Here is a 21,669-nt window from a genome sequence, read left to right as displayed (position 1 = left end):
CGAGTAATCGAGAAATGAAAGCAGACACCAAGGAATTGCGCAGCAACTTCGAAAAGGCACTCCAGCTTTTCTTGAAGAGCGAGCTCTCGGCTTATCCCGGCGTCAAAGTCACCCGGAACAAAGTGGTGATTGCCCATAAAGAATCGGGCGCCGTGGCGACCTTGCATTTCGAGTACCTGGCCAACACCCGCGCCTACGAAATCATCATCTTCGTCGAACACCCGGCCCTGCAGGCGGAGATCGAGCGGATAAGCCCGCCCTACCCATCCAACCTGGCCAATCCGAAACTGGTCTACTGCATGTCGACGGTCAGCGAAAAAGACGGCTGTCCACTGCTGCCCGTGACCGAACAAGGCATTGAAAATACCTGCCAGGTGATGCTGCGCCGGCTCCAGGATGTTCACCTGCCTATCCTGTACAACCTCCTCAATGTCAGCCCCGCACTGGTGAACGATGTCATCGAGAGGCCAAAGTATTACGCCTATCCGGTCCCGCTGATCGTTATCGCCTTGAAAACCAACGCAATCCAACCGGACGACGCAACGCTGGCGAAGATTCTGAGCGAGCAGACCCTGGGCTACACCAACAACCAGGAACTGAAAGAGTCGTTCAACAAGCAACTCCTGGCAGCGCTGAGCTGAGCAATTGCCGGAGTGCCGGGGCAGATCAGGCCGAGCCGCGATTCTTGCCCGGCTGGATGATCAGCAACCGATCCAGCTCGCGCCGTCTGGCGCGGGTGACGAACGCCAGCGCGGCGGGCAGGTCCTGTTCGAACCGCTCGAAGGTCGCGCGATCGATGGCGTAGAACTCCTCGTAGTCGACCACGCCGAGGCTGACCGGGAAGGAGACGTAGTGCTGGCCGCTGAGTGCTTCGATGCCCATGGAGAACATCTCCTCGCGGTTGACCAACAGATCGATGAATTTCATCTCGGTCCCGTGTAAGACCGCCACTGACCAAGGGTGGTCTTTCGAGGCGGACGATCAGACCTCGACCAGGTGATAGCGTCCGGGCTCGCGCCAGGAAACCCGGGTGAAGGTGCCGCTGAGCAGGTTCATGTCGCGCAGGTATTCAAAAACCTCGGCCGGGCACCATTCCTTGCCATCGGCGAAGGCCACGCCGAGCGTGCGCAGGGCATCGAAGAGCTGCGCCTTGCGCCCGTCGTCCGCTACGTCCAGGGCATACACCCCCGGTTCGATCGTTGCGCCAAACCCCAGGGCCACCAGGGCCGCGTCCAGCGAGGCGTCCATGACCCGAACACGTACTGTGTCGGCATCCGCCTTTTCCACATAGGCCTGCAATTCTTGCTCAGTCACTTACAAACACCTCAGTTAAGGTTTTGACCTCACTCAGATACTGGCGCGGGGCCTGGCATAACGGTGCATGTGGCTACCGGGGCAATTTCTCTGATATGGGATGGTCTGGCGCCCCAGCGCCCAGCGGCTCGATCTCAACGAGATCAGGCTTCTTGAGGACTCCCAGAGGATGGATCAGATCGCCGAGCCGCGATTCTTGCCCGGCTGGATGATCAGCAACCGATCCAGCTCGCGCCGTCTGGCGCGGGTGACAAATGCCAGCGCGGCTTGCAGGTCCTGTTCGAACCGCTCGAAGGTCGCGCGATCGATGGCGTAGTACTCCTCGTAGTCGACCACGCCGAGGCTGACCGGGAAGGAAACGTAGTACTGGCCGCTGAGTGCTTCGATGCCCATCGAGAACACCTCCTCGCGATTGACCGACAGATCCTTGAACAGCATGGCGCCCTCCGGCGGCATCACGGATAACCAAAGACGTGCCTCAGGGCAGGTCGACCTTCAAGCCACGCCCGGTCTGTACCGCCACGTAATATGCGTCTTTCAACGCCCGGGCCAGCTCCGGGTCGGTTTCGTCGAACTCCTTCACGGCAATGGCGCCAATGCTGATCTGGTGTAGCCCGGAGCGGTCCAGGCTGCGGTCCAGCAGCACCGCGCGAACGTACTGCAGCTGTTTTTGCAGGCTGTCGAAGACTTCGTAACCCGGCAGGACCAGGGCCCGCTTGGCTACCAGCGCCAGTGCGTGATCAATGTAGTCGATTGGTTTCATGGTCCACCGGAAGGAAGCGCGCCGAAGGCGCCTTTGTCATTGGAGAACAACTGCTGCGCCCCGCCCTTGGCGGGATAGGACTGCCCCTTGACCGACCAGAAGTCGTTGGTCGGCGCAGCCGTGCTGCGCAGGACCTGCACCTTGCGCGTTGTTCCATAGGAGTTGAGAACCTTGGGTTCAATGGTGTTGGCGGCGCGGTTGGTGCCCATGGGGTTGATCCCCAGCTCGGTCGGCTGCACCCGCGGGCTGAGAGTATACCAGTTGCCCTGGGGCGCTCCGGGGGACTGGTATTGCCACAGGTTCTTGCCGGGGGCCAGGGTCTCCACGCGCACCGGATGATTGAAATCCAGGCCGTTCATGTAGGACTGTGCATCGACCTTGGAATAGCCCTGGGACTCGAAGAAGTTCGCCGCCACTTCACGGTTGCCACGGTAGTTGATGTCGCCGTGCATGTCGCCGGAGCGGCCGAACTTCTGATTCAGGTAGGCACGCCGCGAGGTCAGCTCGGGCACCGCGGTCGCCGGTTTGCGCGCCGCCAGCTTCGGCCCCAGGCCCAGCAGGGCCATGCCGGCCACCCCTTGCAGCAGATCGCGATAGCCCGGCCCCAGGCGGTCGCCCAGGTCCCCCAGCAGGGCCATGCCGCCATACACCGCGACGCCCACTGCCAGGGCACCGGCCAATGCCGCTACGCCTGCCATGGCCGCCACTACCAGCCCGGCGCCGAGCGCCGCCAGCCCCAGCGCCTCCAACCCGGTGTGCATCCAGCCTTCGATATCCAGGACGAACGCCACCTGCACCGTGGGCCCGCCAATGAAGGTGTTCTCGCTGCCGGTCTTGATGTGGGCGCCGCAGACCATCTTGCTTTGCAGGCGCGCCGCCGGCTTGCCGTTGATGGTGACCTTGGCGCTGCCCTCGGCGATCAGTACCGGGAACGGCCAGATCGGGTGGTTCAGCGGCAGGCCGCTGCACGAGGACGAGTGATCCTGACCCGCGCGCATGGCGTTGCGCAGGTTGATGCGGACATTGAAGCTGCCCTCCACCAGCACCCCCGTGCCGGGTTCGGGCAGGTTGAAGATCGTGCTCAGGCCCTTGGCGATCTGGAACATCGACAGGCCGCCGGCGGCGACCGAACCGGCGATGATGGCGATCGCCACGCCACCGGTGGCCACGGTCGCCGCCACCACCGCGGCGCCGATCAGGGCGCCGACAACGGCTCCCGCCACCATCGCCGCCACGCCAAAACCGTGGGCGATTTCATCGCCCAGGCGCGCTGCTGCCAACATATCCATGGTGCGCTACTCAGCGAAGGGATCAGGCCCGCGAAGGCTGAGGCTTGAGGCTCTGCATGGCCTGTTTCCAGGCCGGCTCGTGGTGCACCAGGTCTTGCCGCGTGGTGGTCAGGGTGGTGATCAGCACCGCCGGCTTACGCTCGATGAACACCTGGCGCAGCATCAGCTCGCGGCCCTCGCGTTGCCAGCTGTAGTCCAGCAGGACCGAGGCGTGGCCGTGCATGTCGAAGTCCCAGCGCTTGATCAGGGTGAAACCCGGCAGTTGCTGCTCGGCGCTGCTCAGTTGCCGGGCCACGTAATCGGCGAATGAGGCCTCGCCCTGGCTCGGGTCGCGGCTGATGACGAAGCTGGCTTCCTGGGCGCCGCCCACGGCCGGCAGCTTGAAGATGTTGATGCTCTGGTCCTGCCAGGCGTCAGGAATATCGAGATCGGCTTCTTGAATGCGGTAGGAGGACAAGAGATTCGCGTTCCATGCTGAAAGGGTGATTCGGATGACGGCGAATTTTCAAGCAATGACTGGCAACAATCAAGGAACCACTCGGCAACTCTGCACTGCGCCAGTGGCGGCTGGCCGAGGCCTAGCGCGACTCCAGGCAGGACGCATAGGCCCGGGCAAAACGCGGGTCGAACTTGAGCGCCTGGGGCTCTTGCGGGTCGATGCTGACATTCCACAGTGCCTGCTGCGGCACGTCGTAACGGACCCAGCCGATGATTCCGCTGCCGGAGGTTTCGTAGAACAACTGCAGGCTCAACTGGTCACCATCATCACGGTCGATCAACAGCTTGAGGTGCTCCGGGGTGGTGAAGTCGCGGTAGGGAAAATCGCTGCTGCGCACCAGTTCGGTGAGGTGGCCATAGCAGCCCTGGCCCGGGTTGGCCTCATCGGCCAGGGCCGGCAGGCTGACGCCTGCGAGCAGCAGGCTCAGGCCCAGGGAGTTCAAGTACCGCATGATTGCCCCTTGAGGGTGAGGGTTTCGACCTGGTCGTTGATCTCGATGCGCGCCAGTACCTGGCGGTCGTGCGACTCCTGGTACTCGCTGAAGTTGTTGCGCTTGAGGATGTTCAGGGTGACGCGGATGTGGGCGCTGGCGTTCTGGTACTCGCTGCGCTCGGGGCCCTGGGCGGCGCCGGTCAGTTCCACCAGTTGGCCGGCGGACTTGAGGTAGAGAAAACGCTGGTCCACTTCCACCAGCAGACGCGGAGCCTTGGGCGCCACGCTGTAGTCCTCGCGGGCCAGGGAATAGCCGCACAGCCAGGCGCCGGAGCTGTCGTATTGCTGACTGTGGAACCAGTTGAGGGCTTCGCGATAACCGATCTGCCCCAGTTGCGAGCCGTTACCGGCAGAGGCCGATGACAGGCCAAGGGCGAGCAGGCAGCCCAGTATCAGGGTCGCTGGACCGGGGCTTCCCAGGCAGCGCAACAACACTGTCCATGAAACGGATCTGTCAGTGGGGCGGGTCATCCTTGGCCTTAGATCACAATTCAAACAAGCGCGCATCCTAGCCACGCCATTGCCGCTTCGCAAGCGGATGCACGGGCAATCGACAGGCAAAAAAAATAGGCACCCGATGCGCTCGGCGTGCCTATTTTCCCCTGCGCGCTCCCGCTGTGGGAGCCCGCGCAATGCTTATGGGTTGACGCTGTCTTTCAGCGACTTGCCCGGCTTGAATGCCACGGTGTTGCTGGCCTTGATCTTTACCGGCTCACCGGTTTGCGGGTTCTTGCCGGTACGGGCGCCACGGTGGCGTTGCAGGAACGTACCAAAACCGACCAGGGTGACGCTGTCTTTACGGTGCAGAGCCCCGGTGATTTCCTCAAGGATGGCGTTGAGCACGCGATTGGCCTGCTCTTTGGTCAGGTCCGCTTTCTCGGCAATGGCTGCGGCGAGTTCTGGTTTACGCATAGTGTGAAGCCTCTTTGACGGTTTTTTGTTGTTATGTCCGTGCTGTTCACGGGAACAGCGCCCAAGGCGCCGCAGGCTCTACGCTGCGGCAGACGGGTGTGAGGATGGCACGCGCTTGAAAGTGGCGCCAGTCTTGGCGCGACCTTTGTAGGGGCAAAATCCCGGTTATTCCGACAGAACGACCGGTATTTAAGCCAGCAGGGCCGGGAGTTCCTTGTTCAGGGCCAGTTTTTCCATCACCGCCGCCCCGGTCAGGGCGTAGCCCAGCAAGCGGCCGCTGGCGTCACGGCACAGAACCTTGATGTCGGCGCCCTGCCCTTCGACGCTCCAGACACCTTCGGCGCCCCGTGGCGGCGGCGACACCACCAGCGGGCAGACCGGGGTCTTCACGGTGATCGGCATCGGCCCGTAGCTGACCGCCGTCGGCTTGCCGGCCAGGGTCTGCGCCAGGGCCCGGGCGCAGCTCATCAGCGGCATCACGTACAGCAGGTTGAGGCCATCGACCTCGGCGCAATCGCCCAGGGCGTAGATGTTGGCGTGGGAGGTTTTCAGCTCGCGGTCCACCACCACGCCGCGATTGACCACCAGCCCGGCCGCCGCGGCCAGATCGATGCGCGGGCGCAGGCCAATGGCCGAGACCACCAGGTCGCAGGCGATCACCTGGCCATCGGACAGATGGGCCTCCAGGCCGTCATCGCTGCGTTGCAGGCGGTTGAGTACCGGGCCCAGGTGGAAGCGCGCGCCCAGGCTTTCCAGCCCGGCCTGCACCGCCGCCGCGGCGGCCGGGTGCAGCAGGGTCGGCATCACCTGCTCGCAAGGCGCCACCAGGTCCACGCCGTAGCCGCCGAGGATCAGGTCGTTGGCGAACTCGCAGCCGATCAGTCCGGCGCCCAGCAACAGCACCCGGCGCTTGCCGGCCGCCGCAGCGCGAAAGCGGGCGTAGTCTTCCAGGTCGTTGATGGGGAAAATCAGCTCAGAGGCGTCGCCCTGCACCGGCACGCGCACGGTTTCCGCGCCCCAGGCCAGGATCAGGTCGCGATAGGCCACCGCCTCTTCACCGATCCACAAGCGTTTGTGGCCCGGGTCGATGCCGCTGATGCGCGTGTGGGTGCGAACCTCGGCCTTGAGCTGCTCGGCCATGGCGCCGGGCTCGGCCATGCTCAGGCCGTCGGCATCCTTGTTCTTGCCGAAGCCGGTCGAAAGCATCGGCTTGGAATAGGAACGGCCGTCATCGGCGGTGATCAGCAGCAACGGCGTTTCACCGTCGAGCTTGCGAAATTCCCGGGCCAGGTTGTAACCCGCCAGGCCCGTACCCACGATCACCACCGGTGCGCTCATGTCCTAATCCTTGTTATGGGTTGTTCAGACTAAAAAGAGTCGATCAAGCGATCTCGATCATTTCGAAATCCGCCTTGCCCACGCCGCAATCCGGGCAGAGCCAGTCTTCGGGCACATCTTCCCAACGGGTCCCCGGCAAAATGCCGTCATCCGGCCAACCTTCCGCTTCGTTATAAATCAGGCCGCAGACCACACATTGCCACTTTTTCATTGCTGCATTTCCTCGGGAGTTCAGGCTCGGTCGATGAATCGACTCTAAAGGCCACGCTGATCAGCGTTCGGCACTGGGGTTTTTTACTGATCACTACCGGCAGATGCAAGCAGGTTCGTGCCGCCGGACGTCCTGGATCAATCAAAATCGCCGGTCGTCATGCTAAGCTCGCCGCCTCATTTGCTGCCAATACTGACCCACTGTGCCGCACTCAATGCCCCCCGCTCCGGCCCCGACCTGGCTGGTGCAAAGCCGTTTGTCCCCGTTCCCTGGCGCACCTGTTGCGAACTGGCTGTTCGACGAAGGATCGCTGACCCGGCGCCTGACCCGACTTTCGCAAAACGGCTTCAGCGTCACGCCGCTGGTGGAAGAGTGGCAGACCCTGCGCCACGACGAATGCGCGGCCCTGGGCCTGCCCGCACAGAGCGAAGGCTGGGTCCGCGAGGTGTACCTGCGGGGCCACGGCGAAGCCTGGGTCTTCGCCCGCAGCGTGGCCGCCCGCAGCGCCCTGCTCGAAGGCGGCCTGAATATCGACGAACTGGGCAGCCGCTCGCTGGGCGAGTTGCTGTTCTGCGACCAGGCCTTCACCCGCCAGCCGATTGAAGTCTGCCGTTATCCTCAAGACTGGCTGCCCGCCGCCGTTGCCAGCAGCGGCCTGTGGGGCCGGCGCTCACGCTTCGATCGCGGGCCCCTGAGCCTGCTGGTGGCGGAAGTCTTCCTGCCCAGCCTGTGGACCGCCATAGACGCCCGACCGGAGGCCTGCTGATGTACCTGAGCCTGCTCAAATCCCTCAATCGCCTGCACCCGCGGGCCTGGGACTTCCTGCAACTGGCGCGCATGGACAAGCCCATCGGCATCTACCTGCTGCTGTGGCCGACCCTGGTGGCGCTGTGGATCGCCGCCGAGGGCCAGCCGTCCCTGAGCCATGTGCTGATCTTCACCTTCGGCGTGGTGCTGACCCGCGCCGGCGGCTGCGCCATCAACGATTTCGCCGACCGCAAGGTCGACGGCCAGGTCAAGCGCACCGACCAGCGGCCCCTGGCCACCGGCAAGGTCAGCGCCAAGGAAGCCCTGGCGCTGTTCGCCATCCTCATGGGCGCGGCCTTCCTGCTGGTGCTGTGCACCAACGCCACCACGGTCTGGCTGTCGTTCGGTGCCCTGGCCCTGGCCGCCTGCTACCCCTTCATGAAGCGCTACACCTATTACCCGCAGGTGGTGCTGGGCGCGGCGTATTCCTGGGGCATCCTGATGACCTTCACCGCGCAGAACGGCGAATTGCCGGCCACTGCCTGGCTGCTGTACATCGCCAACCTGCTGTGGACCGTGGGCTACGACACCTACTACGCCATGACCGACCGCGACGACGACCTGAAGATCGGGGTCAAGTCCACGGCGATCCTGTTCGGCGATGCCGACCGGGTGATCATTCTCACCCTGCAGGGCCTGTCCCTGGGCTGCCTGCTGCTGGCCGGGGCACGCTTTAACCTGGGGGGCTGGTTCCATCTGGGGCTGGCGGTGGCGGCGGGATGTTTTGCCTGGGAGTTCTGGTACACCCGGGATCGCGACCGGATGAAATGCTTCAAGGCCTTCCTGCACAACCACTGGGCGGGCATGGCGATCTTTATCGGCGTGGTGCTGGATTACGCGTTGCGCTAGAGCGTCAAGCAAGGCCCTGCGGGCCTTTTCGCAGCTTCGCAGGCTCAGCAGCGGCTACAAGGTGTAGCCGCTGTCAGGCAGGGTCAGTCGGACTTGGCGACCTTCCAGGCGCCGTCCATCTTGCCTTCGCCGGTCATGTCACCGGCCTTCTTGTCCATCACGAAGCCATACAGCGGCTTGCCGTCATAGGCCCATTGCATCTTGCCATCGTCGCGCTTGATCACCGTCCACTTGCCCATGGCCTTGTCACTGCCCTCGACCATCAGCGGCGGCCAGTTGGCAGCGCATTTGTCGTTGCACATGGACTTGCCACCGGCATCCTTGGCAAAGGTGTAGAGGGTCATGCCCTTGTGATCCACCAGCACGCCGTCCTTGCTCATCGCCGGGTCGGCGGCCAGGGCGAATGTCGGCAGGGCCAGGACCGCGCCCACCAGCAGGACTTTCAACGATTGCTTGAACAGAGTCATGGAAACCTTCTTTTGTGGTTGTCAGGAATCGGACTCAAAGCTTAGTCGAGGAAGCTGAAGTGCGTTGCGCCACCTGAAATACTGTCACACGACTGCAATAATTCCGTTATCTAATGCGGCGCAAGACAGTTAAATGACAAGAGGTTCCAGCATGGTTGGCAGAAGCATTCTGATCGTTGACGACGAAGCGCCGATTCGCGAAATGATCGCCGTCGCGTTGGAAATGGCCGGCTATGACTGCATGGAGGCCGAGAACTCCCAGCAAGCCCATGCCATCATCGTCGACCGCAAGCCGGACCTGATCCTGCTGGACTGGATGCTCCCCGGCACCTCCGGCATCGAGCTGGCGCGGCGCCTCAAGCGCGACGAACTGACCGGGGACATCCCGATCATCATGCTCACCGCCAAGGGCGAAGAGGACAACAAGATCCAGGGCCTGGAAGTCGGCGCCGACGACTACATCACCAAGCCGTTTTCCCCTCGCGAGCTGGTGGCCCGCCTCAAGGCCGTGCTGCGCCGCGCCGGCCCCACCGATGGCGAGGCGCCGATCGAAGTCGGCGGCCTGCTGCTGGACCCCATCAGCCACCGGGTGACCATCGACGGCAAGCCGGCGGAAATGGGCCCCACCGAATACCGCCTGCTGCAGTTCTTCATGACCCACCAGGAGCGCGCCTACACCCGCGGCCAGCTGCTGGATCAGGTCTGGGGCGGCAACGTGTATGTCGAAGAACGCACCGTGGACGTGCACATCCGCCGGCTGCGCAAAGCCCTGGGTGACGCCTACGAGAATCTGGTACAAACCGTGCGCGGCACCGGCTATCGTTTTTCCACCAAGGCCTAACCACAGCGGCAAGCTCCAAGCCACAAGCGGCACGTTGATCACCGACGGCCTCTGAACTTGCAGCTTGCGGCTTACAGCATGGAGCTGCTCCCCAAAGTGAATCAAAACTGGCATGGCACCCTGATTCGCCACTTGTTGCTGTTGATCACCGGCTGTTTGCTGGTGGGCCTGATCAGCGGCTACTACGGCTGGAGCCTGGCCGCCGGCCTGGGCCTCTACCTGGCCTGGACCCTCAAGCAGCTGCTGCGCCTGCATGAATGGCTGCGCCTGCATCAACCCGATGAAGCGCCGCCCGATGGCTATGGCCTGTGGGGCGAAGTGTTCGACAGCATCTATCACCTGCAACGCCGCGATCAGCGGGTACGCGGGCGCCTGCAAGCGGTGATCGACCGGGTCCAGGAGTCCACCGCGGCGCTGAAAGACGCGGTGATCATGCTCGACAGCGACGGCAACCTGGAATGGTGGAACCGCGCCGCCGAAACCCTGCTGGGGCTCAAGACACCCCAGGACAGCGGCCAGCCGGTGACCAACCTGGTGCGTCATCCGCGCTTCAAGGAGTACTTCGAGCAGGACAACTACGCCGAGCCACTGGAGATCCCTTCCCCGGCCAACGACCGGGTGCGCATCCAGCTGTACATCACCCGCTACGGCAATAACGAGCACCTGATGCTGGTGCGCGACGTGACCCGCATCCACCAGCTGGAACAGATGCGCAAGGACTTCATCGCCAACGTGTCCCACGAGCTGCGCACGCCGCTGACGGTGATCTGCGGCTACCTGGAAACCCTGCTGGACAACGTCGAGGAAGTGAACCCGCGCTGGAACCGCGCGCTGCAGCAGATGCAGCAGCAAGGCGGGCGCATGCAGACCCTGCTCAACGACCTGCTGTTGCTGGCCAAGCTGGAGGCCACCGACTACCCGTCGGACAACCAGCCGGTGCCCATCGACGTGCTGCTGCAATCGATCAAGAGCGACGCCCAGGCGCTGTCCGGGGAGCGCAACCAGCGCATCACCCTGGAAGCCGACGCCTCGGTGCAACTCAAGGGCAGCGAGGCGGAACTGCGCAGCGCCTTCTCCAACCTGGTGTTCAACGCGGTGAAATACACCCCGGCCGAAGGCAACATCCGCATCCGCTGGTGGGGCGACGACCAGGGCGCGCACCTGAGCGTGCAGGATTCGGGGATCGGCATCGACAACAAGCACCTGCCGCGCCTCACCGAGCGTTTCTACCGGGTGGATTCAAGCCGCAACTCCAACACCGGCGGCACCGGCCTGGGCCTGGCCATCGTCAAGCACGTGCTGCTGCGCCACCGCGCGCGCCTGGAAATCAGCAGCGTGCTGGGCCACGGCAGCACCTTTACCTGCCATTTCGCCCCGGCCCAGATGAAAAAAACCACCGCCGCCGGCCTGACCGAACAGCGCTGACCGTGGCGTGCCCCTAGGCAATCGCCCTGTCAGCCGCTACATTGCGTAGCTTGTGCCTGCCTTTCAGGCACCGCCTTTCCTTCTTTTTCGAATACACGGAACCCGCAAAACTCCATCATGGACCCTTCCCCTGGTTTTACCCTCGCGTCTCTGTTCGCCGACTTCGGCATGATTCTTTTTGCTCTGATCCTGGTCCTGCTCAACGGTTTTTTCGTTGCGGCGGAGTTCGCCATGGTCAAGCTGCGCTCGACCCGGGTCGAAGCCATCGCCCACAAGAACGGCTGGCGCGGACAGATCCTGCGTACCGTGCACAGCCAGCTCGATGCCTACCTCTCGGCCTGCCAGCTGGGCATCACCCTGGCCTCCCTGGGCCTGGGCTGGGTCGGTGAGCCGGCGTTCGCCCACCTGCTGGAGCCGCTGCTGGGCGCGGTGGGCGTGAACTCCCCGGAAGTGATCCGCGGCGTGTCGTTCTTCACCGCGTTCTTCATCATTTCCTACCTGCACATCGTGGTCGGCGAGCTGGCGCCCAAATCCTGGGCGATCCGCAAGCCGGAGCTGCTGTCGCTGTGGACCGCGGTGCCGCTGTACCTGTTCTACTGGCTGATGTACCCGGCCATCTACCTGCTCAACGCCAGCGCCAACACCATCCTGCGCATCGCCGGCCAGGGCGAGCCCGGCCCGCACCACGAGCACCACTACAGCCGTGAAGAGCTCAAGCTGATCCTGCACTCCAGCCGCGGCCAGGACCCCAGCGACCAGGGCATGCGCGTACTGGCCTCGGCGGTGGAAATGGGCGAACTGGAAGTGGTGGACTGGGCCAACTCCCGGGAAGACCTGATCAGCGTCGAGTTCAACGCGCCGCTCAAGGAAATCCTCGCCCTGTTCCGTCGTCACAAGTTCAGCCGCTACCCGGTCTACGACAGCGAGCGCAACGAGTTCGTCGGCCTGCTGCACATCAAGGATCTGCTGCTGGAACTGGCGGCCCTGGACCACATTCCCGAGTCGTTCAACCTGGCCGAGCTGACCCGCCCGCTGGAGCGCGTGTCGCGGCACATGCCGCTGTCGCAGCTGCTGGAACAGTTCCGCAAGGGCGGCTCGCACTTCGCCCTGGTGGAGGAAGCCGACGGCAAGGTCATTGGCTACCTGACCATGGAAGACGTGCTGGAAGTGCTGGTGGGCGACATCCAGGACGAACACCGCAAGACCGAGCGCGGCATCCTCGCCTACCAGCCGGGCAAGCTGCTGGTGCGCGGTGACACGCCGCTGTTCAAGGTCGAGCGCCTGCTGGGCATCGACCTGGACCATATCGAAGCCGAAACCCTCGCCGGCCTGGTCTACGAAACCCTGAAACGGGTGCCGGAAGAGGAAGAAGTGCTGGAAGTCGAAGGCCTGCGCATCATCATCAAGAAGATGAAAGGACCGAAGATCATCCTGGCCAAGGTGCTGATGCTGGATTGACGGGCCGTTCGCCGGCAAGCCGGCCCCTGCAGGCAAAGATCATTTTTTGCCCAGGGCAAAATTCGGCAGATCCCCCAGCGGCTGGTTGAACTGATAGGGAATCGACACCAGCCCCAGCCCGGTATTGCGCTGCACCACGAAATGCAGGTGCGGCCCGCTGCTGTTGCCGGTGTTGCCCGACAACCCCAGCGGGCTGCCCACCGCCACCCGCTGCCCTTCCCGCACGCTGACCGAACCTTGCTTGAGGTGCAGGTACACGCCCATGGTGCCGTCGTCGTGCAGCACCCGGACGAAGTTGCCCGCCGGGTTGTCGCCCCGCCCGTTCTGGGCATTCTCGGTCTTGACCACCACCCCGCCACGGGCGGCAATGATCGGTGTACCCACCGGCATGGCGATGTCCATCGCGTAGCGGCTCCTGGGCCCGAAATGGCTGTATTGGCCATTGGCCCCCTGGGTCAGGCGAAACGGCCCGCCACGCCAGGGCAACGGGTAGCGGTAGGCCTGGGTGGCCTCTGCCGGGTCGCCCAGGGAGTAACGGAACCGGGGCACATAACTCAGGGGCTGATCGGCGTTAATCGCCGTGAGCAGCGCCAGACGCTGCCTGCTGCGGGCCGGCAGCACCTGACGGATGGGACGCCCGGGTGCACCCTTGACGTTGCGCAGGGCGGCAAAGCCCAGCTCGATCTCCACCGGCGCATACAGGTCATTGCGTACATACAGCGCATCCACGCCCTTTTGCTTGTGGATATCCAGGCGCACCTGACGCTCCAGGTGCTCTTCCATACGGTCGTGAAACACGAACGCCTGGGCTCCCGGCGAAGGCCGGTCGCTGTAGGACACCACGCCATCGGCGTCGACGGATTTGTAGACGGTCATCGCCGCCAGCGACGTGGCCAGCAGGGACAGTCCGCACAACAGCAGCAGGCGCACAAACATTGGGCAGCTTCTTGGCAGGTGATGCAGGCACGCTAACAGCCGGATATGCAGCTTGTGTGAATCAGGCCGGCACCAGGGGTTCCAGGCCTGGCCCATCGAAGCGCAGATCCACCCCCAGATGGGCCGCCTCCGAGAGGTTGACCAGGGCATCGAGGGAGAACTTGTTGATCTTGCCGCTGAGCACGTCGTTGAGCCGTGGCTGGGTGATATTGAGACGCTTGGCCGCCTCCTTCTGCGAGAGGCCCCAGGCTTGCACGGTCTTGCCCAGTTCGAGCATCAGCTTGGCCCGCAGGCGCATGTTGGCGGCTTCCTGGGGAGTGGCCTCAAGGGCATCCCAGACACTGGTGAACCGCTGAGTAACCGGTGAATCAGTCATGGCGTGAACCTGCTTCCTGATATCTGGCGCGAGCCAGTTCGATATCCCGCGCTTCGGTCTTGCGGGTGGTCTTGCGCACCGCGTGCAGCACATAAATGGCTGCGGGCCGCCTGACCACATAGAACACCCGAAACGCCCCTGAATCCTCATGGATCCTGATCTCGAAAACGCCCGGGCCAATGGTTTTCACCGACCTGCAATCGTAGGGCTGTTCACCCTGCTGCAGCAGATCCAGCTGGAAACCGGCGGCCCGCCGGGCATCTTCAGGGAACGCCCTGAGATCCCGCAGCGCGCTCCCGACAAACACCACATCCTTGTGCCTGGGCATCGAACCTCTCCTGTTAATGACCAGGGACAAGGCTAATCAACATGGCCAGGACCGGCCGCGCCGGGTTGTTTCAAGGCATGGCCGCAAGCGCTGAAAGACACGGAGCGCTCTGTGCAATCTATATCCAAACAGATATAAATCAAGAACAAAAAGATCAATCGGACGTACGGCAGAAAGTACCGAGGGGTACGGCGAGGGCCTTGTGGCTTGAGGGTTACGGCCTAGGTTGCGAGTGGTTCGCTCGATAGCGGGATGGCGCGGCAGGCTGCCTCAGCGCAAGGCAAAAATCCGCAACGGGAAAAGTGTTTTCCGCAGGTTTCCGCAGACTCGATCCTCGGAGGAGCCGGCTTGCCGGCGAAGAGGCCCGCAAGCCTTGTGTTGCTCTTGTGGGCGCTTTCGCTGGCAAGCCAGCTCCTACAGCAAGCCAGCTCTTATAAAGCGGATTGGGGAGATCAGGCGCCGGGAACGAAATGCTTCTGCGCGGTGCCGCGGGCGATCAGGCGCGAGATGTAGTCGAGCTTTTGTGCGTCCTGGTCGACGAAACGGAAGGTCAGCTGCAGCCACTCGCTGTCCGGCTTGGGCTCCAACGCCACCACCGCATGCAGGTAGCCATTGAGCCGCGCCACTTCGGCGTTGTCGCCCTGCTCCAGGTCCAGCACCGCGCTTTCCAGCACCTGCGGCAGGCTGTCGGTGCGCTTCACCACCAACAACGCTTCCTTGATGCTCAAGGCCTTGATCACGCACGGCTGGTTGCCGCTGGACAACCGCAGTTGACCCTGGCCACGACCGCCACTGGCCGCTGCCGCGGGCGTCGGGGCCTTGACCGGAGGGCTGTTGAGCAGGCCACGAGCCGGAGCCGCCGCGCCAGCAGCAGGCGCTGGAGCCGCCGCTGGTTTGGCGAACGGATTGACCGGAGCGGAAGCCGCCCCCACCGTCGCCGGCTTGCCGCCGGTCAGGGCGCTCAGGGAGTCGTTGCCGAAGGCCGAGTTCATCTTGGTCGGCGCGCTGTTCATCAAGGTGTCGAGCTTGCCGACCTTGTTCAGCGCCTGCTTGACCTTGGTCAGCAGCTGTTCGTTGGTGAAGGGCTTGCTCACATAGCCGGACACCCCGGCCTGGATCGCCTGCACCACGTTTTCCTTGTCGCCCCGGCTGGTGACCATGACGAACGGCATGGACTTCATGGACTCTTGCTCACGGCACCAGGTCAGCAGCTCAAGGCCGGACATTTCCGGCATCTCCCAGTCGCACAGGACCAGGTCGAAGGCTTCGCGAGCGAGCATCGCCTGGGCCTTCTTGCCGTTGATCGCGTCTTCGATCTTGATGCCAGGGAAGTAGTTGCGCAGGCACTTCTTCACCAGGTCACGAATGAACGAAGCGTCATCCACCACCAACACACTTACCTTACTCATCGACCACCCCTTTAAAAATCCCGGCAAGCATAACGCTGGCTGATGGCACTTTGCCAAAACTCTTCAGTCACGCCGGGACTTTTCGTTCGCGGGTGCTGCTTTTCAATTTTGAGGCGCCCAAACAAAAACGCCCGGCCAAAGGGCCGGGCGCTCTTCTAGGGCACTCTTACTTATCGTCAGCTTGATCCGGAACATTAGCGGATTCGCCACTTGTGCCTTCAACTTCTTCCTTCATGCGCTTGAGTCCCAGATGGCGCACATCGGTGCCGCGCACCAGGTAAATCACCAGCTCGGAAATGTTGCGCGCGTGATCGCCGATCCGCTCCAGCGAGCGCAGCACCCAGATAATGCTCAGAACCCGCGAGATAGAGCGCGGGTCTTCCATCATGTAGGTGGCCAGCTCGCGCAGCGCGGTCTTGTATTCGCGATCGATGATCTTGTCGTACTGGGCCACGGAAAGTGCCAGGTCGGCATCGAAGCGGGCAAACGCATCGAGGGCGTCGCGCACCATGTTGCGCACCTGGTCGCCGATGTGCCGCACTTCCACGTAGCCGCGCGGGGCCTCGCCCTCTTCGCAGAGCTGGATGGCCCGACGGGCGATCTTGGTGGCTTCGTCGCCGATGCGCTCCAGGTCGATCACCGACTTGGAAATGCTGATGATCAACCGCAAGTCGGAAGCCGCCGGCTGGCGACGGGCGAGAATGCGCAGGCATTCCTCGTCGATATTGCGTTCCATCTGGTTGATCTGATCGTCGATCTCGCGCACCTGCTGGGCCAACCCGGAGTCGGCTTCGATCAGCGCGGTGACCGCGTCGTTGACTTGTTTCTCCACCAGCCCGCCCATGGCCAGCAGGTGGCTGCGCACCTCTTCCAGCTCGGCATTGAACTGCTGGGAGATATGGTGAGTAAGGCCTTCCTTCGAAATCATCGTGTTCGCTCCGCGAAAGTTGCAAGCTTCAAGCCGCAAGCTTCAAGCAGTTAAATATTGATCCGGATACCGCCGCTGTCTTGCCGCTTGAAGCCTGCGGCTTGCAGCTGCTTTCTAGCCGTAACGCCCGGTGATGTAGTCTTCGGTCTGCTTCTTCGCCGGGTTGGTGAACAGGGTATCGGTATCGCCGAACTCCACCAGCTTGCCCATGTACATGAACGCGGTGTAGTCGGACACCCGCGCCGCCTGCTGCATGTTGTGGGTCACGATGACGATGGTGAACTTGGATTTCAGCTCGTAGATCAGCTCTTCGACTTTCAGGGTCGAGATCGGGTCCAGGGCCGAGCAGGGTTCGTCCAGCAGCAGCACTTCCGGTTCCACGGCGATGGTCCGGGCAATCACCAGACGCTGCTGCTGACCGCCGGACAGGCCCAGGGCCGAGTCGTGCAGGCGGTCCTTGACCTCATCCCACAGCGCCGCGCCCTTGAGCGCCCACTCCACGGCTTCGTCGAGCACGCGCTTCTTGTTGATGCCCTGGATACGCAGACCGTAGACCACGTTTTCGTAGATGGTCTTGGGGAACGGGTTGGGCTTCTGGAACACCATCCCAACCCGACGACGCAGCTCGGCCACGTCTTCGCCCTTGCGGTAGATGTTGTTGCCGTAGAGGTTGATCGCACCCTCTACGCGGCAGCCGTCTACCAGATCGTTCATGCGGTTGAAGGTGCGCAGCAGGGTCGACTTGCCGCAACCGGACGGGCCGATAAAGGCGGTCACGCGCTGCTTGGGGATGTTCATGCTGACGTCGAACAGCGCTTGTTTCTCGCCGTAGAACAGGCTCAGGCCGGGCACTTCGATGGCCACGGTTTCCTGTTCCAGGCTCAGGCTCTGCTTGTCGCGGCCCAGGGCGGACATGTTGATGCCATGGGTATGAGTTTCGTGTTGCATGGGCTCACTCCGTTCGTAGCTGCAAGTTGCAAGCTACAAGCTTCAAGTTGTGCGCAAGCTGCTGATCGCGGCTTGCCGCTTTGGGCTCGCTACGCTCGTAGCCGCAAGTTGCAGGCTACGAGCTTCAAGTTACACGCAAGCGGCTTGCCGCTAGAGGCTTGCCGCTTGCCACTGTTCTTCTTAGCTGTCCAGCGCCTTGTACTTCTCGCGCAGGTGGTTACGGATCCACACCGCCGACAGGTTCAGGGTGGCGATCACCAGCACCAGCAACAGCGCGGTGGCGTACACCAGCGGCCGCGCGGCCTCGACGTTGGGGCTCTGGAAGCCGACGTCGTAGATATGGAAGCCCAGGTGCATGATCTTCTGGTCCAGGTGCAGGTACGGGTAGTTGCCGTCCAGCGGCAGCGACGGTGCCAGTTTCACCACGCCCACCAGCATCAGCGGCGCCACTTCACCGGCGGCGCGGGCCACCGCGAGGATCATCCCGGTCATCATCGCCGGGCTGGCCATCGGCAGGACGATCTTCCACAGCGTCTCGGCCTTGGTCGCGCCCAGGGCCAGGGAGCCTTCACGCACGGTGCGGGGAATCCGCGCCAGGCCTTCCTCGGTGGCCACGATCACCACCGGCACCGCCAGCAGCGCCAGGGTCAGCGAGGCCCAGAGCAGGCCCGGGGTGCCGAAGGTCGGCGCCGGCAGGGCTTCGGGGAAGAACAATCGGTCCACGGAACCGCCCAGCACGTAGACGAAGAAGCCCAGGCCGAACACCCCGTAGACGATGGCCGGAACCCCCGCCAGGTTGTTCACCGCAATGCGGATCACCCGGGTCAGGGCGTTCTGCTTGGCGTATTCGCGCAGGTAGACCGCCGCCAGCACGCCGAACGGGGTGACGATCATGGCCATGATCAGGGTCATCATCACGGTGCCGAAAATCGCCGGGAAGATCCCGCCTTCAGTGTTGGCTTCACGGGGGTCGTCGCTGAGGAATTCCCAGACCTTGCTGAAGTAGAAGCCGATCTTGGTGAACGTGCCCATGGCGTTCGGCTGGTAGGCGTGCACCACCTTGCCCAGGCCGATCTCGATTTCCTTACCGTTGGCATCGCGAGCGGTCAGGCTGTCGCGGTTGAACTGGGCGTGCAGGTCGCTCAGGCGTGCCTCGATCTCCTGGTAACGGGCATTGAGCTCGGCGCGCTCGGCGTCCATGTCGGCCTGGGCGGCGGGGTTCATCTTGCCGTCCAGTTCCAGCTTGCGACCGTGCAGGCGGATGCGTTCCAGACCGGCGTTGATCGCGCCGATGTCGGATTTTTCCAGGGTCTTGAGCTGGGCCGCCAGCTGGTTCACGCGGTTGATCCGTGCTTGCAGCTCGGGCCAGGCGGCTTCGCCTTCGGCGATCACCTTGCCGCTTTCCTTGACGTTGACCAGGTAGCCGTAGAAGTTGCCCCACTCACGGCGCTCGATGGCCATCAGCTCCTTGGGGTAGCTCTGGTTGGTCAGCCACTCGCCGACGATCCAGGTGAAGTCGTTGCCGTTCAGGTCACGGTTGCCGACCTTGATCAGTTCGCGGGTCATGAACTCCGGGCCCTGGTCGGGCACCGGCAGGCCGGCACTCTTCAGGCGCGCCCGGGGCACTTCTTCCTTCTGCACCACTTCACCGATGACCAGGTGGTTGGCCTGGCCCGGTACGTCATAGCTGGCGTGCACCAGGTCGGCCGGCCAGAAGTGGCCGAGGCCGCGCACGGCGATCACCGCCAGCAAACCGATGGTCATGATGACCGCGATGGACACCGCGCCACCGCTGATCCAGACGCCCGGGGCGCCGCTCTTGAACCAGTCTTTTAGGGAGTTCTGTTTCACAGACTTCTACCTTTCTTAAAGCGACGAGTATTTCTTGCGCAGACGCTGACGGATCAGCTCGGCGAGGGTGTTCATGACGAAGGTGAACAGCAGCAGCACCAGCGCCGAGAGGAACAGCACGCGGTAGTGGCTGCCGCCGACTTCCGATTCGGGCATTTCCACCGCGACGTTGGCGGCCAGGGTGCGCAGGCCTTCGAACAGGTTCATTTCCATGACCGGGGTGTTGCCGGTGGCCATCAGCACGATCATGGTTTCGCCCACGGCGCGGCCCATGCCGATCATCAGTGCCGAGAAGATGCCCGGGCTGGCGGTGAGGATCACCACCCGCGTCATGGTCTGCCACGGCGTGGCGCCCAGGGCCAGGGAGCCCAGGGTCAGGCCGCGCGGCACGCTGAACACGGCGTCTTCGGCGATGGAGTAGATGTTCGGGATCACCGCAAAACCCATGGCCAGGCCGACCACCAGGGCGTTGCGCTGGTCGTAGGTGATCCCTAAGTCATGGGAGATCCACATGCGCATGTCGCCGCCGAAGAACCAGTTCTCCATGAACGGGCTCATGTACAGCGAGAGGAAGCCGACGAAGATGATCACCGGGATCAGGATCGCGCTTTCCCAGCCGTCCGGCACTTTCAGGCGCAGCGACTCCGGCAGTCGGCTCCAGGCGAAACCGGCCACCAGGATGCCGATCGGCAGCAGGAGCAGCAGGCTGAAGATGCCCGGCAAGTGGCCCTCGACATAAGGCGCGAGGAACAGGCCGGCGAAGAAGCCGAGGATCACCGTCGGCATCGCTTCCATCAGCTCGATCACCGGCTTGACCTTGCGGCGCATGCCCGGGGCCATGAAGTAGGCGGTGTAGATCGCCGCGGCCACCGCCAATGGCGCCGCCAGCAGCATGGCGTAGAACGCCGCCTTCAGGGTGCCGAAAGTCAGCGGCGAGAGGCTCAGCTTGGGTTCGAAATCGGTGTTGGCCGCGGTGGATTGCCAGACGTACTTAGGCTCGTCGTAGTTCTCGTACCAGACCTTGCTCCACAGCGCGCTCCAGGACACTTCCGGGTGCGGGTTGTCGAGCAGCAGCGGTTGCAGCTTGCCGCCGGCCTCGACGATCACCCGGTTGGCCCGTGGCGACAGGCCGAACAGGCCCTGGCCGTCCACCACCTGGTCCACCAGCAGGGTGCGATGGGCGGTGCTGTGGAACACCCCGAGCTTGCCGGCGGCGTCCAGGGCGACGAAGCCCTTGCGGCGCTCTTCGGCGGTGATTTCCACGATCGGCGCGGTGCCCATCTGGAAGGTGCGGATCTGCTTCAGGCGCAGCTCGCCGTCCGGGTCGCGGGCCATGAACCATTGGGCCAGGCCACCCTTGGAAGTACCGATAATCAGCGAGATGCCGCCCACCAGCTGGGTGCTGGCGGTGACTTCAGCGCTGGCGTCTTCCAGCAGTTTGTAGCGACCGTTGAGGCTCTTGTCGCGCAGGCTGAAGACGTCGGCCTGGGCCCGGCCATTGATCACATACAGCCATTGCTGGCGCGGATCGATGTACATGGCCTTGACCGCCTCGGTCATCTGCGGCAGCTCGATGCGGTTCTGCTCGCTGGTGACCTCGCCGGTCATCATGTTCTCTTCGCGGGTCAGCTTCAGTACATGCAACTGAGCACCGGTGGAACCGGCGACGATCAGCGACGAATCGGTGGCGTTGAGGTTGACGTGCTCCAGCGCGCCACCCTGCTCGTTGAGGGTGATCGGGGTGTCGCCGTAGGGGTACTCGATGGCCGGCGAGATGGTCTTCTTGCCGTCCGGGTAGCTGACCTTGTAGGTGTGACGGAACACCAGGGCCTGGCCGTTGGACAGACCGACCACCACCAGCGGGTTGCCGGGCTGGTCCTTGCCAATGGAGGTGACGCTGGCGCCAGCGGGGATCGGCAGGTCGACCTTGCGCAGCTCCGCGCCACTGTCGATGTCGAAGAACAGCGCCTGGCCCTTGTCGGAGACGCGCATGGCCACCTGATTCTGCTCTTCCAGGGAGAACATCAGCGGCTTGCCGGCGTCCTGCATCCAGGCGGGCGTCAGCGGGTCCTTGGCGGTCAGCTCGGCGCCCTGGAACAGCGGCGCAACGACGTAGGCGAGGAAGAAGAAGATCAGGGTGATCGCGCCCAACACGGCCAGGCCGCCAACAAGGACGTACCAGCGGGTCAGACGGTCTTTGAGCGCGCGGATGCGGCGCTTGCGTTGCA

Annotated in this window: 26 protein-coding genes; 6 read left to right on the top strand and 20 right to left on the bottom strand. The window is 63.4% G+C overall.

What is annotated here, in order from left to right:
* Window positions 1-14: 14 nt before the first annotated feature.
* Window positions 15-641 carry a hypothetical protein gene (locus GWQ44_RS06390; protein ID WP_275926904.1) on the top strand — a complete coding sequence of 209 codons (627 nt, stop codon included), beginning with the start codon at window positions 15-17 and terminating at the stop codon, window positions 639-641.
* A 25-nt stretch (window positions 642-666) separates the two neighbouring features.
* Here GWQ44_RS06390 and GWQ44_RS06385 read toward each other — a convergent pair whose 3' ends face one another.
* The 11 genes from GWQ44_RS06385 to GWQ44_RS06335 all read right to left on the bottom strand — a co-directional run bounded on the left by GWQ44_RS06385 (window position 667) and on the right by GWQ44_RS06335 (window position 6,818).
* Window positions 667-927, bottom strand: a complete 261-nt coding sequence (locus GWQ44_RS06385; RefSeq protein ID WP_275926903.1) for a hypothetical protein — start codon at window positions 925-927, stop codon at window positions 667-669.
* 54 nt (window positions 928-981) lie between these two features.
* The gene (locus GWQ44_RS06380) at window positions 982-1,314 is read right to left on the bottom strand and encodes a hypothetical protein (protein ID WP_042940740.1); all 333 of its coding nucleotides are present in this window, start codon (window positions 1,312-1,314) and stop codon (window positions 982-984) included.
* A 174-nt stretch (window positions 1,315-1,488) separates the two neighbouring features.
* Window positions 1,489-1,752 carry a hypothetical protein gene (locus tag GWQ44_RS06375; RefSeq protein ID WP_275926902.1) on the bottom strand — a complete coding sequence of 88 codons (264 nt, stop codon included), beginning with the start codon at window positions 1,750-1,752 and terminating at the stop codon, window positions 1,489-1,491.
* 40 nt (window positions 1,753-1,792) lie between these two features.
* Entirely contained in the window at window positions 1,793-2,077 is a 285-nt protein-coding gene (locus GWQ44_RS06370; protein WP_047306647.1) for an immunity protein Tsi6 family protein, read from the bottom strand.
* Window positions 2,074-3,366 (bottom strand): polymorphic toxin type 46 domain-containing protein, encoded by a 1,293-nt coding sequence (locus tag GWQ44_RS06365; RefSeq protein WP_275926901.1) that lies wholly within the window; start codon window positions 3,364-3,366, stop codon window positions 2,074-2,076. Before GWQ44_RS06365 ends, GWQ44_RS06370 begins: the two co-directional genes overlap by 4 nt.
* 22 nt (window positions 3,367-3,388) lie before the next feature.
* Window positions 3,389-3,823 (bottom strand): DcrB-related protein, encoded by a 435-nt coding sequence (locus GWQ44_RS06360; RefSeq protein WP_103741766.1) that lies wholly within the window; start codon window positions 3,821-3,823, stop codon window positions 3,389-3,391.
* 121 nt (window positions 3,824-3,944) lie between these two features.
* Complete coding sequence (locus tag GWQ44_RS06355) at window positions 3,945-4,316, bottom strand: hypothetical protein (RefSeq protein WP_179599075.1); 372 nt, start codon at window positions 4,314-4,316, stop codon at window positions 3,945-3,947.
* Window positions 4,304-4,792, bottom strand: a complete 489-nt coding sequence (locus GWQ44_RS06350; RefSeq protein ID WP_275926900.1) for a hypothetical protein — start codon at window positions 4,790-4,792, stop codon at window positions 4,304-4,306. The genes GWQ44_RS06355 and GWQ44_RS06350 overlap by 13 nt, the downstream gene beginning before the upstream one ends.
* Window positions 4,793-4,993: 201 nt before the next feature.
* Window positions 4,994-5,269: an HU family DNA-binding protein gene (locus tag GWQ44_RS06345; protein ID WP_011064269.1), complete on the bottom strand. Its 276-nt coding sequence runs from the start codon at window positions 5,267-5,269 to the stop codon at window positions 4,994-4,996.
* A 189-nt stretch (window positions 5,270-5,458) separates the two neighbouring features.
* Entirely contained in the window at window positions 5,459-6,607 is a 1,149-nt protein-coding gene (locus tag GWQ44_RS06340; RefSeq protein WP_275926899.1) for an FAD-dependent oxidoreductase, read from the bottom strand.
* Window positions 6,608-6,650: 43 nt separating this feature from the next.
* The gene (locus tag GWQ44_RS06335) at window positions 6,651-6,818 is read right to left on the bottom strand and encodes a rubredoxin (RefSeq protein ID WP_016964948.1); all 168 of its coding nucleotides are present in this window, start codon (window positions 6,816-6,818) and stop codon (window positions 6,651-6,653) included.
* 202 nt (window positions 6,819-7,020) lie between these two features.
* Between GWQ44_RS06335 and GWQ44_RS06330 the strand changes: the two genes are divergently transcribed.
* Window positions 7,021-7,584 (top strand): chorismate lyase, encoded by a 564-nt coding sequence (locus GWQ44_RS06330; protein ID WP_047306652.1) that lies wholly within the window; start codon window positions 7,021-7,023, stop codon window positions 7,582-7,584.
* On the top strand, window positions 7,584-8,474 hold the full coding sequence (ubiA, locus tag GWQ44_RS06325) for a 4-hydroxybenzoate octaprenyltransferase (protein WP_016964950.1): 891 nt from the start codon (window positions 7,584-7,586) through the stop codon (window positions 8,472-8,474). Before GWQ44_RS06330 ends, ubiA begins: the two co-directional genes overlap by 1 nt.
* A gap of 83 nt (window positions 8,475-8,557) precedes the next feature.
* Here the strand turns inward: ubiA and GWQ44_RS06320 are convergent, their stop codons facing one another.
* On the bottom strand, window positions 8,558-8,941 hold the full coding sequence (locus GWQ44_RS06320; RefSeq protein ID WP_275926898.1) for a hypothetical protein: 384 nt from the start codon (window positions 8,939-8,941) through the stop codon (window positions 8,558-8,560).
* A gap of 151 nt (window positions 8,942-9,092) precedes the next feature.
* Here GWQ44_RS06320 and phoB point away from each other — a divergent pair, with 151 nt between their 5' ends.
* The 3 genes from phoB to GWQ44_RS06305 all read left to right on the top strand — a co-directional run bounded on the left by phoB (window position 9,093) and on the right by GWQ44_RS06305 (window position 12,665).
* Entirely contained in the window at window positions 9,093-9,782 is a 690-nt protein-coding gene (gene phoB, locus GWQ44_RS06315; protein ID WP_003177195.1) for a phosphate regulon transcriptional regulator PhoB, read from the top strand.
* An 84-nt stretch (window positions 9,783-9,866) separates the two neighbouring features.
* Window positions 9,867-11,207 (top strand): phosphate regulon sensor histidine kinase PhoR, encoded by a 1,341-nt coding sequence (gene phoR / locus GWQ44_RS06310; protein ID WP_275927063.1) that lies wholly within the window; start codon window positions 9,867-9,869, stop codon window positions 11,205-11,207.
* A 117-nt stretch (window positions 11,208-11,324) separates the two neighbouring features.
* The gene (locus GWQ44_RS06305; protein ID WP_016964953.1) at window positions 11,325-12,665 is read left to right on the top strand and encodes a hemolysin family protein; all 1,341 of its coding nucleotides are present in this window, start codon (window positions 11,325-11,327) and stop codon (window positions 12,663-12,665) included.
* 39 nt (window positions 12,666-12,704) lie between these two features.
* Here GWQ44_RS06305 and GWQ44_RS06300 read toward each other — a convergent pair whose 3' ends face one another.
* The 8 genes from GWQ44_RS06300 to GWQ44_RS06265 all read right to left on the bottom strand — a co-directional run bounded on the left by GWQ44_RS06300 (window position 12,705) and on the right by GWQ44_RS06265 (window position 21,490).
* Window positions 12,705-13,601 carry a peptidoglycan DD-metalloendopeptidase family protein gene (locus GWQ44_RS06300; RefSeq protein ID WP_103740613.1) on the bottom strand — a complete coding sequence of 299 codons (897 nt, stop codon included), beginning with the start codon at window positions 13,599-13,601 and terminating at the stop codon, window positions 12,705-12,707.
* A gap of 61 nt (window positions 13,602-13,662) precedes the next feature.
* Window positions 13,663-13,977, bottom strand: coding sequence for an XRE family transcriptional regulator (locus GWQ44_RS06295; RefSeq protein ID WP_016964955.1), 315 nt, complete (start codon window positions 13,975-13,977; stop codon window positions 13,663-13,665).
* The gene (locus tag GWQ44_RS06290; RefSeq protein WP_047306656.1) at window positions 13,970-14,305 is read right to left on the bottom strand and encodes a type II toxin-antitoxin system RelE/ParE family toxin; all 336 of its coding nucleotides are present in this window, start codon (window positions 14,303-14,305) and stop codon (window positions 13,970-13,972) included. Before GWQ44_RS06290 ends, GWQ44_RS06295 begins: the two co-directional genes overlap by 8 nt.
* 452 nt (window positions 14,306-14,757) lie before the next feature.
* Window positions 14,758-15,714: a response regulator gene (locus tag GWQ44_RS06285; protein ID WP_016964957.1), complete on the bottom strand. Its 957-nt coding sequence runs from the start codon at window positions 15,712-15,714 to the stop codon at window positions 14,758-14,760.
* A gap of 166 nt (window positions 15,715-15,880) precedes the next feature.
* Window positions 15,881-16,642, bottom strand: coding sequence for a phosphate signaling complex protein PhoU (gene phoU / locus GWQ44_RS06280; protein ID WP_016964958.1), 762 nt, complete (start codon window positions 16,640-16,642; stop codon window positions 15,881-15,883).
* A 114-nt stretch (window positions 16,643-16,756) separates the two neighbouring features.
* Entirely contained in the window at window positions 16,757-17,590 is an 834-nt protein-coding gene (gene pstB, locus GWQ44_RS06275; protein ID WP_016964959.1) for a phosphate ABC transporter ATP-binding protein PstB, read from the bottom strand.
* Window positions 17,591-17,770: 180 nt separating this feature from the next.
* Window positions 17,771-19,441, bottom strand: coding sequence for a phosphate ABC transporter permease PstA (gene pstA, locus GWQ44_RS06270; protein ID WP_047306657.1), 1,671 nt, complete (start codon window positions 19,439-19,441; stop codon window positions 17,771-17,773).
* 15 nt (window positions 19,442-19,456) lie between these two features.
* Window positions 19,457-21,490 carry an ABC transporter permease subunit gene (locus tag GWQ44_RS06265; protein ID WP_275927062.1) on the bottom strand — a complete coding sequence of 678 codons (2,034 nt, stop codon included), beginning with the start codon at window positions 21,488-21,490 and terminating at the stop codon, window positions 19,457-19,459.
* Window positions 21,491-21,669: the final 179 nt, after the last annotated feature.

The sequence above is a fragment of the Pseudomonas sp. 3MA1 genome (assembly GCF_029237275.1).
In the GTDB taxonomy this organism is placed as follows: domain Bacteria; phylum Pseudomonadota; class Gammaproteobacteria; order Pseudomonadales; family Pseudomonadaceae; genus Aquipseudomonas; species Aquipseudomonas fluorescens_AP.
This window is presented reverse-complemented; position numbering and strand designations above follow the sequence as displayed.

Coding starts and splice junctions, on each gene's coding strand:
- GWQ44_RS06335 (WP_016964948.1), bottom strand. CDS start 6,818: ATGAAAAAGTGGCAATGTGTGGTCTGCGGCCTGATTTATAACGAAGCG.
- GWQ44_RS06300 (WP_103740613.1), bottom strand. CDS start 13,601: ATGTTTGTGCGCCTGCTGCTGTTGTGCGGACTGTCCCTGCTGGCCACG.
- GWQ44_RS06295 (WP_016964955.1), bottom strand. CDS start 13,977: ATGACTGATTCACCGGTTACTCAGCGGTTCACCAGTGTCTGGGATGCC.
- ubiA (WP_016964950.1), top strand. CDS start 7,584: ATGTACCTGAGCCTGCTCAAATCCCTCAATCGCCTGCACCCGCGGGCC.
- GWQ44_RS06385 (WP_275926903.1), bottom strand. CDS start 927: ATGAAATTCATCGATCTGTTGGTCAACCGCGAGGAGATGTTCTCCATG.
- GWQ44_RS06390 (WP_275926904.1), top strand. CDS start 15: ATGAAAGCAGACACCAAGGAATTGCGCAGCAACTTCGAAAAGGCACTC.
- phoB (WP_003177195.1), top strand. CDS start 9,093: ATGGTTGGCAGAAGCATTCTGATCGTTGACGACGAAGCGCCGATTCGC.
- GWQ44_RS06265 (WP_275927062.1), bottom strand. CDS start 21,490: ATGCAGGACGCCGGCAAGCCGCTGATGTTCTCCCTGGAAGAGCAGAAT.
- GWQ44_RS06375 (WP_275926902.1), bottom strand. CDS start 1,752: ATGCTGTTCAAGGATCTGTCGGTCAATCGCGAGGAGGTGTTCTCGATG.
- GWQ44_RS06370 (WP_047306647.1), bottom strand. CDS start 2,077: ATGAAACCAATCGACTACATTGATCACGCACTGGCGCTGGTAGCCAAG.
- GWQ44_RS06365 (WP_275926901.1), bottom strand. CDS start 3,366: ATGGATATGTTGGCAGCAGCGCGCCTGGGCGATGAAATCGCCCACGGT.
- phoU (WP_016964958.1), bottom strand. CDS start 16,642: ATGATTTCGAAGGAAGGCCTTACTCACCATATCTCCCAGCAGTTCAAT.
- GWQ44_RS06285 (WP_016964957.1), bottom strand. CDS start 15,714: ATGAGTAAGGTAAGTGTGTTGGTGGTGGATGACGCTTCGTTCATTCGT.
- GWQ44_RS06290 (WP_047306656.1), bottom strand. CDS start 14,305: ATGCCCAGGCACAAGGATGTGGTGTTTGTCGGGAGCGCGCTGCGGGAT.
- pstB (WP_016964959.1), bottom strand. CDS start 17,590: ATGCAACACGAAACTCATACCCATGGCATCAACATGTCCGCCCTGGGC.
- GWQ44_RS06355 (WP_179599075.1), bottom strand. CDS start 4,316: ATGCGGTACTTGAACTCCCTGGGCCTGAGCCTGCTGCTCGCAGGCGTC.
- GWQ44_RS06305 (WP_016964953.1), top strand. CDS start 11,325: ATGGACCCTTCCCCTGGTTTTACCCTCGCGTCTCTGTTCGCCGACTTC.
- GWQ44_RS06340 (WP_275926899.1), bottom strand. CDS start 6,607: ATGAGCGCACCGGTGGTGATCGTGGGTACGGGCCTGGCGGGTTACAAC.
- GWQ44_RS06345 (WP_011064269.1), bottom strand. CDS start 5,269: ATGCGTAAACCAGAACTCGCCGCAGCCATTGCCGAGAAAGCGGACCTG.
- GWQ44_RS06320 (WP_275926898.1), bottom strand. CDS start 8,941: ATGACTCTGTTCAAGCAATCGTTGAAAGTCCTGCTGGTGGGCGCGGTC.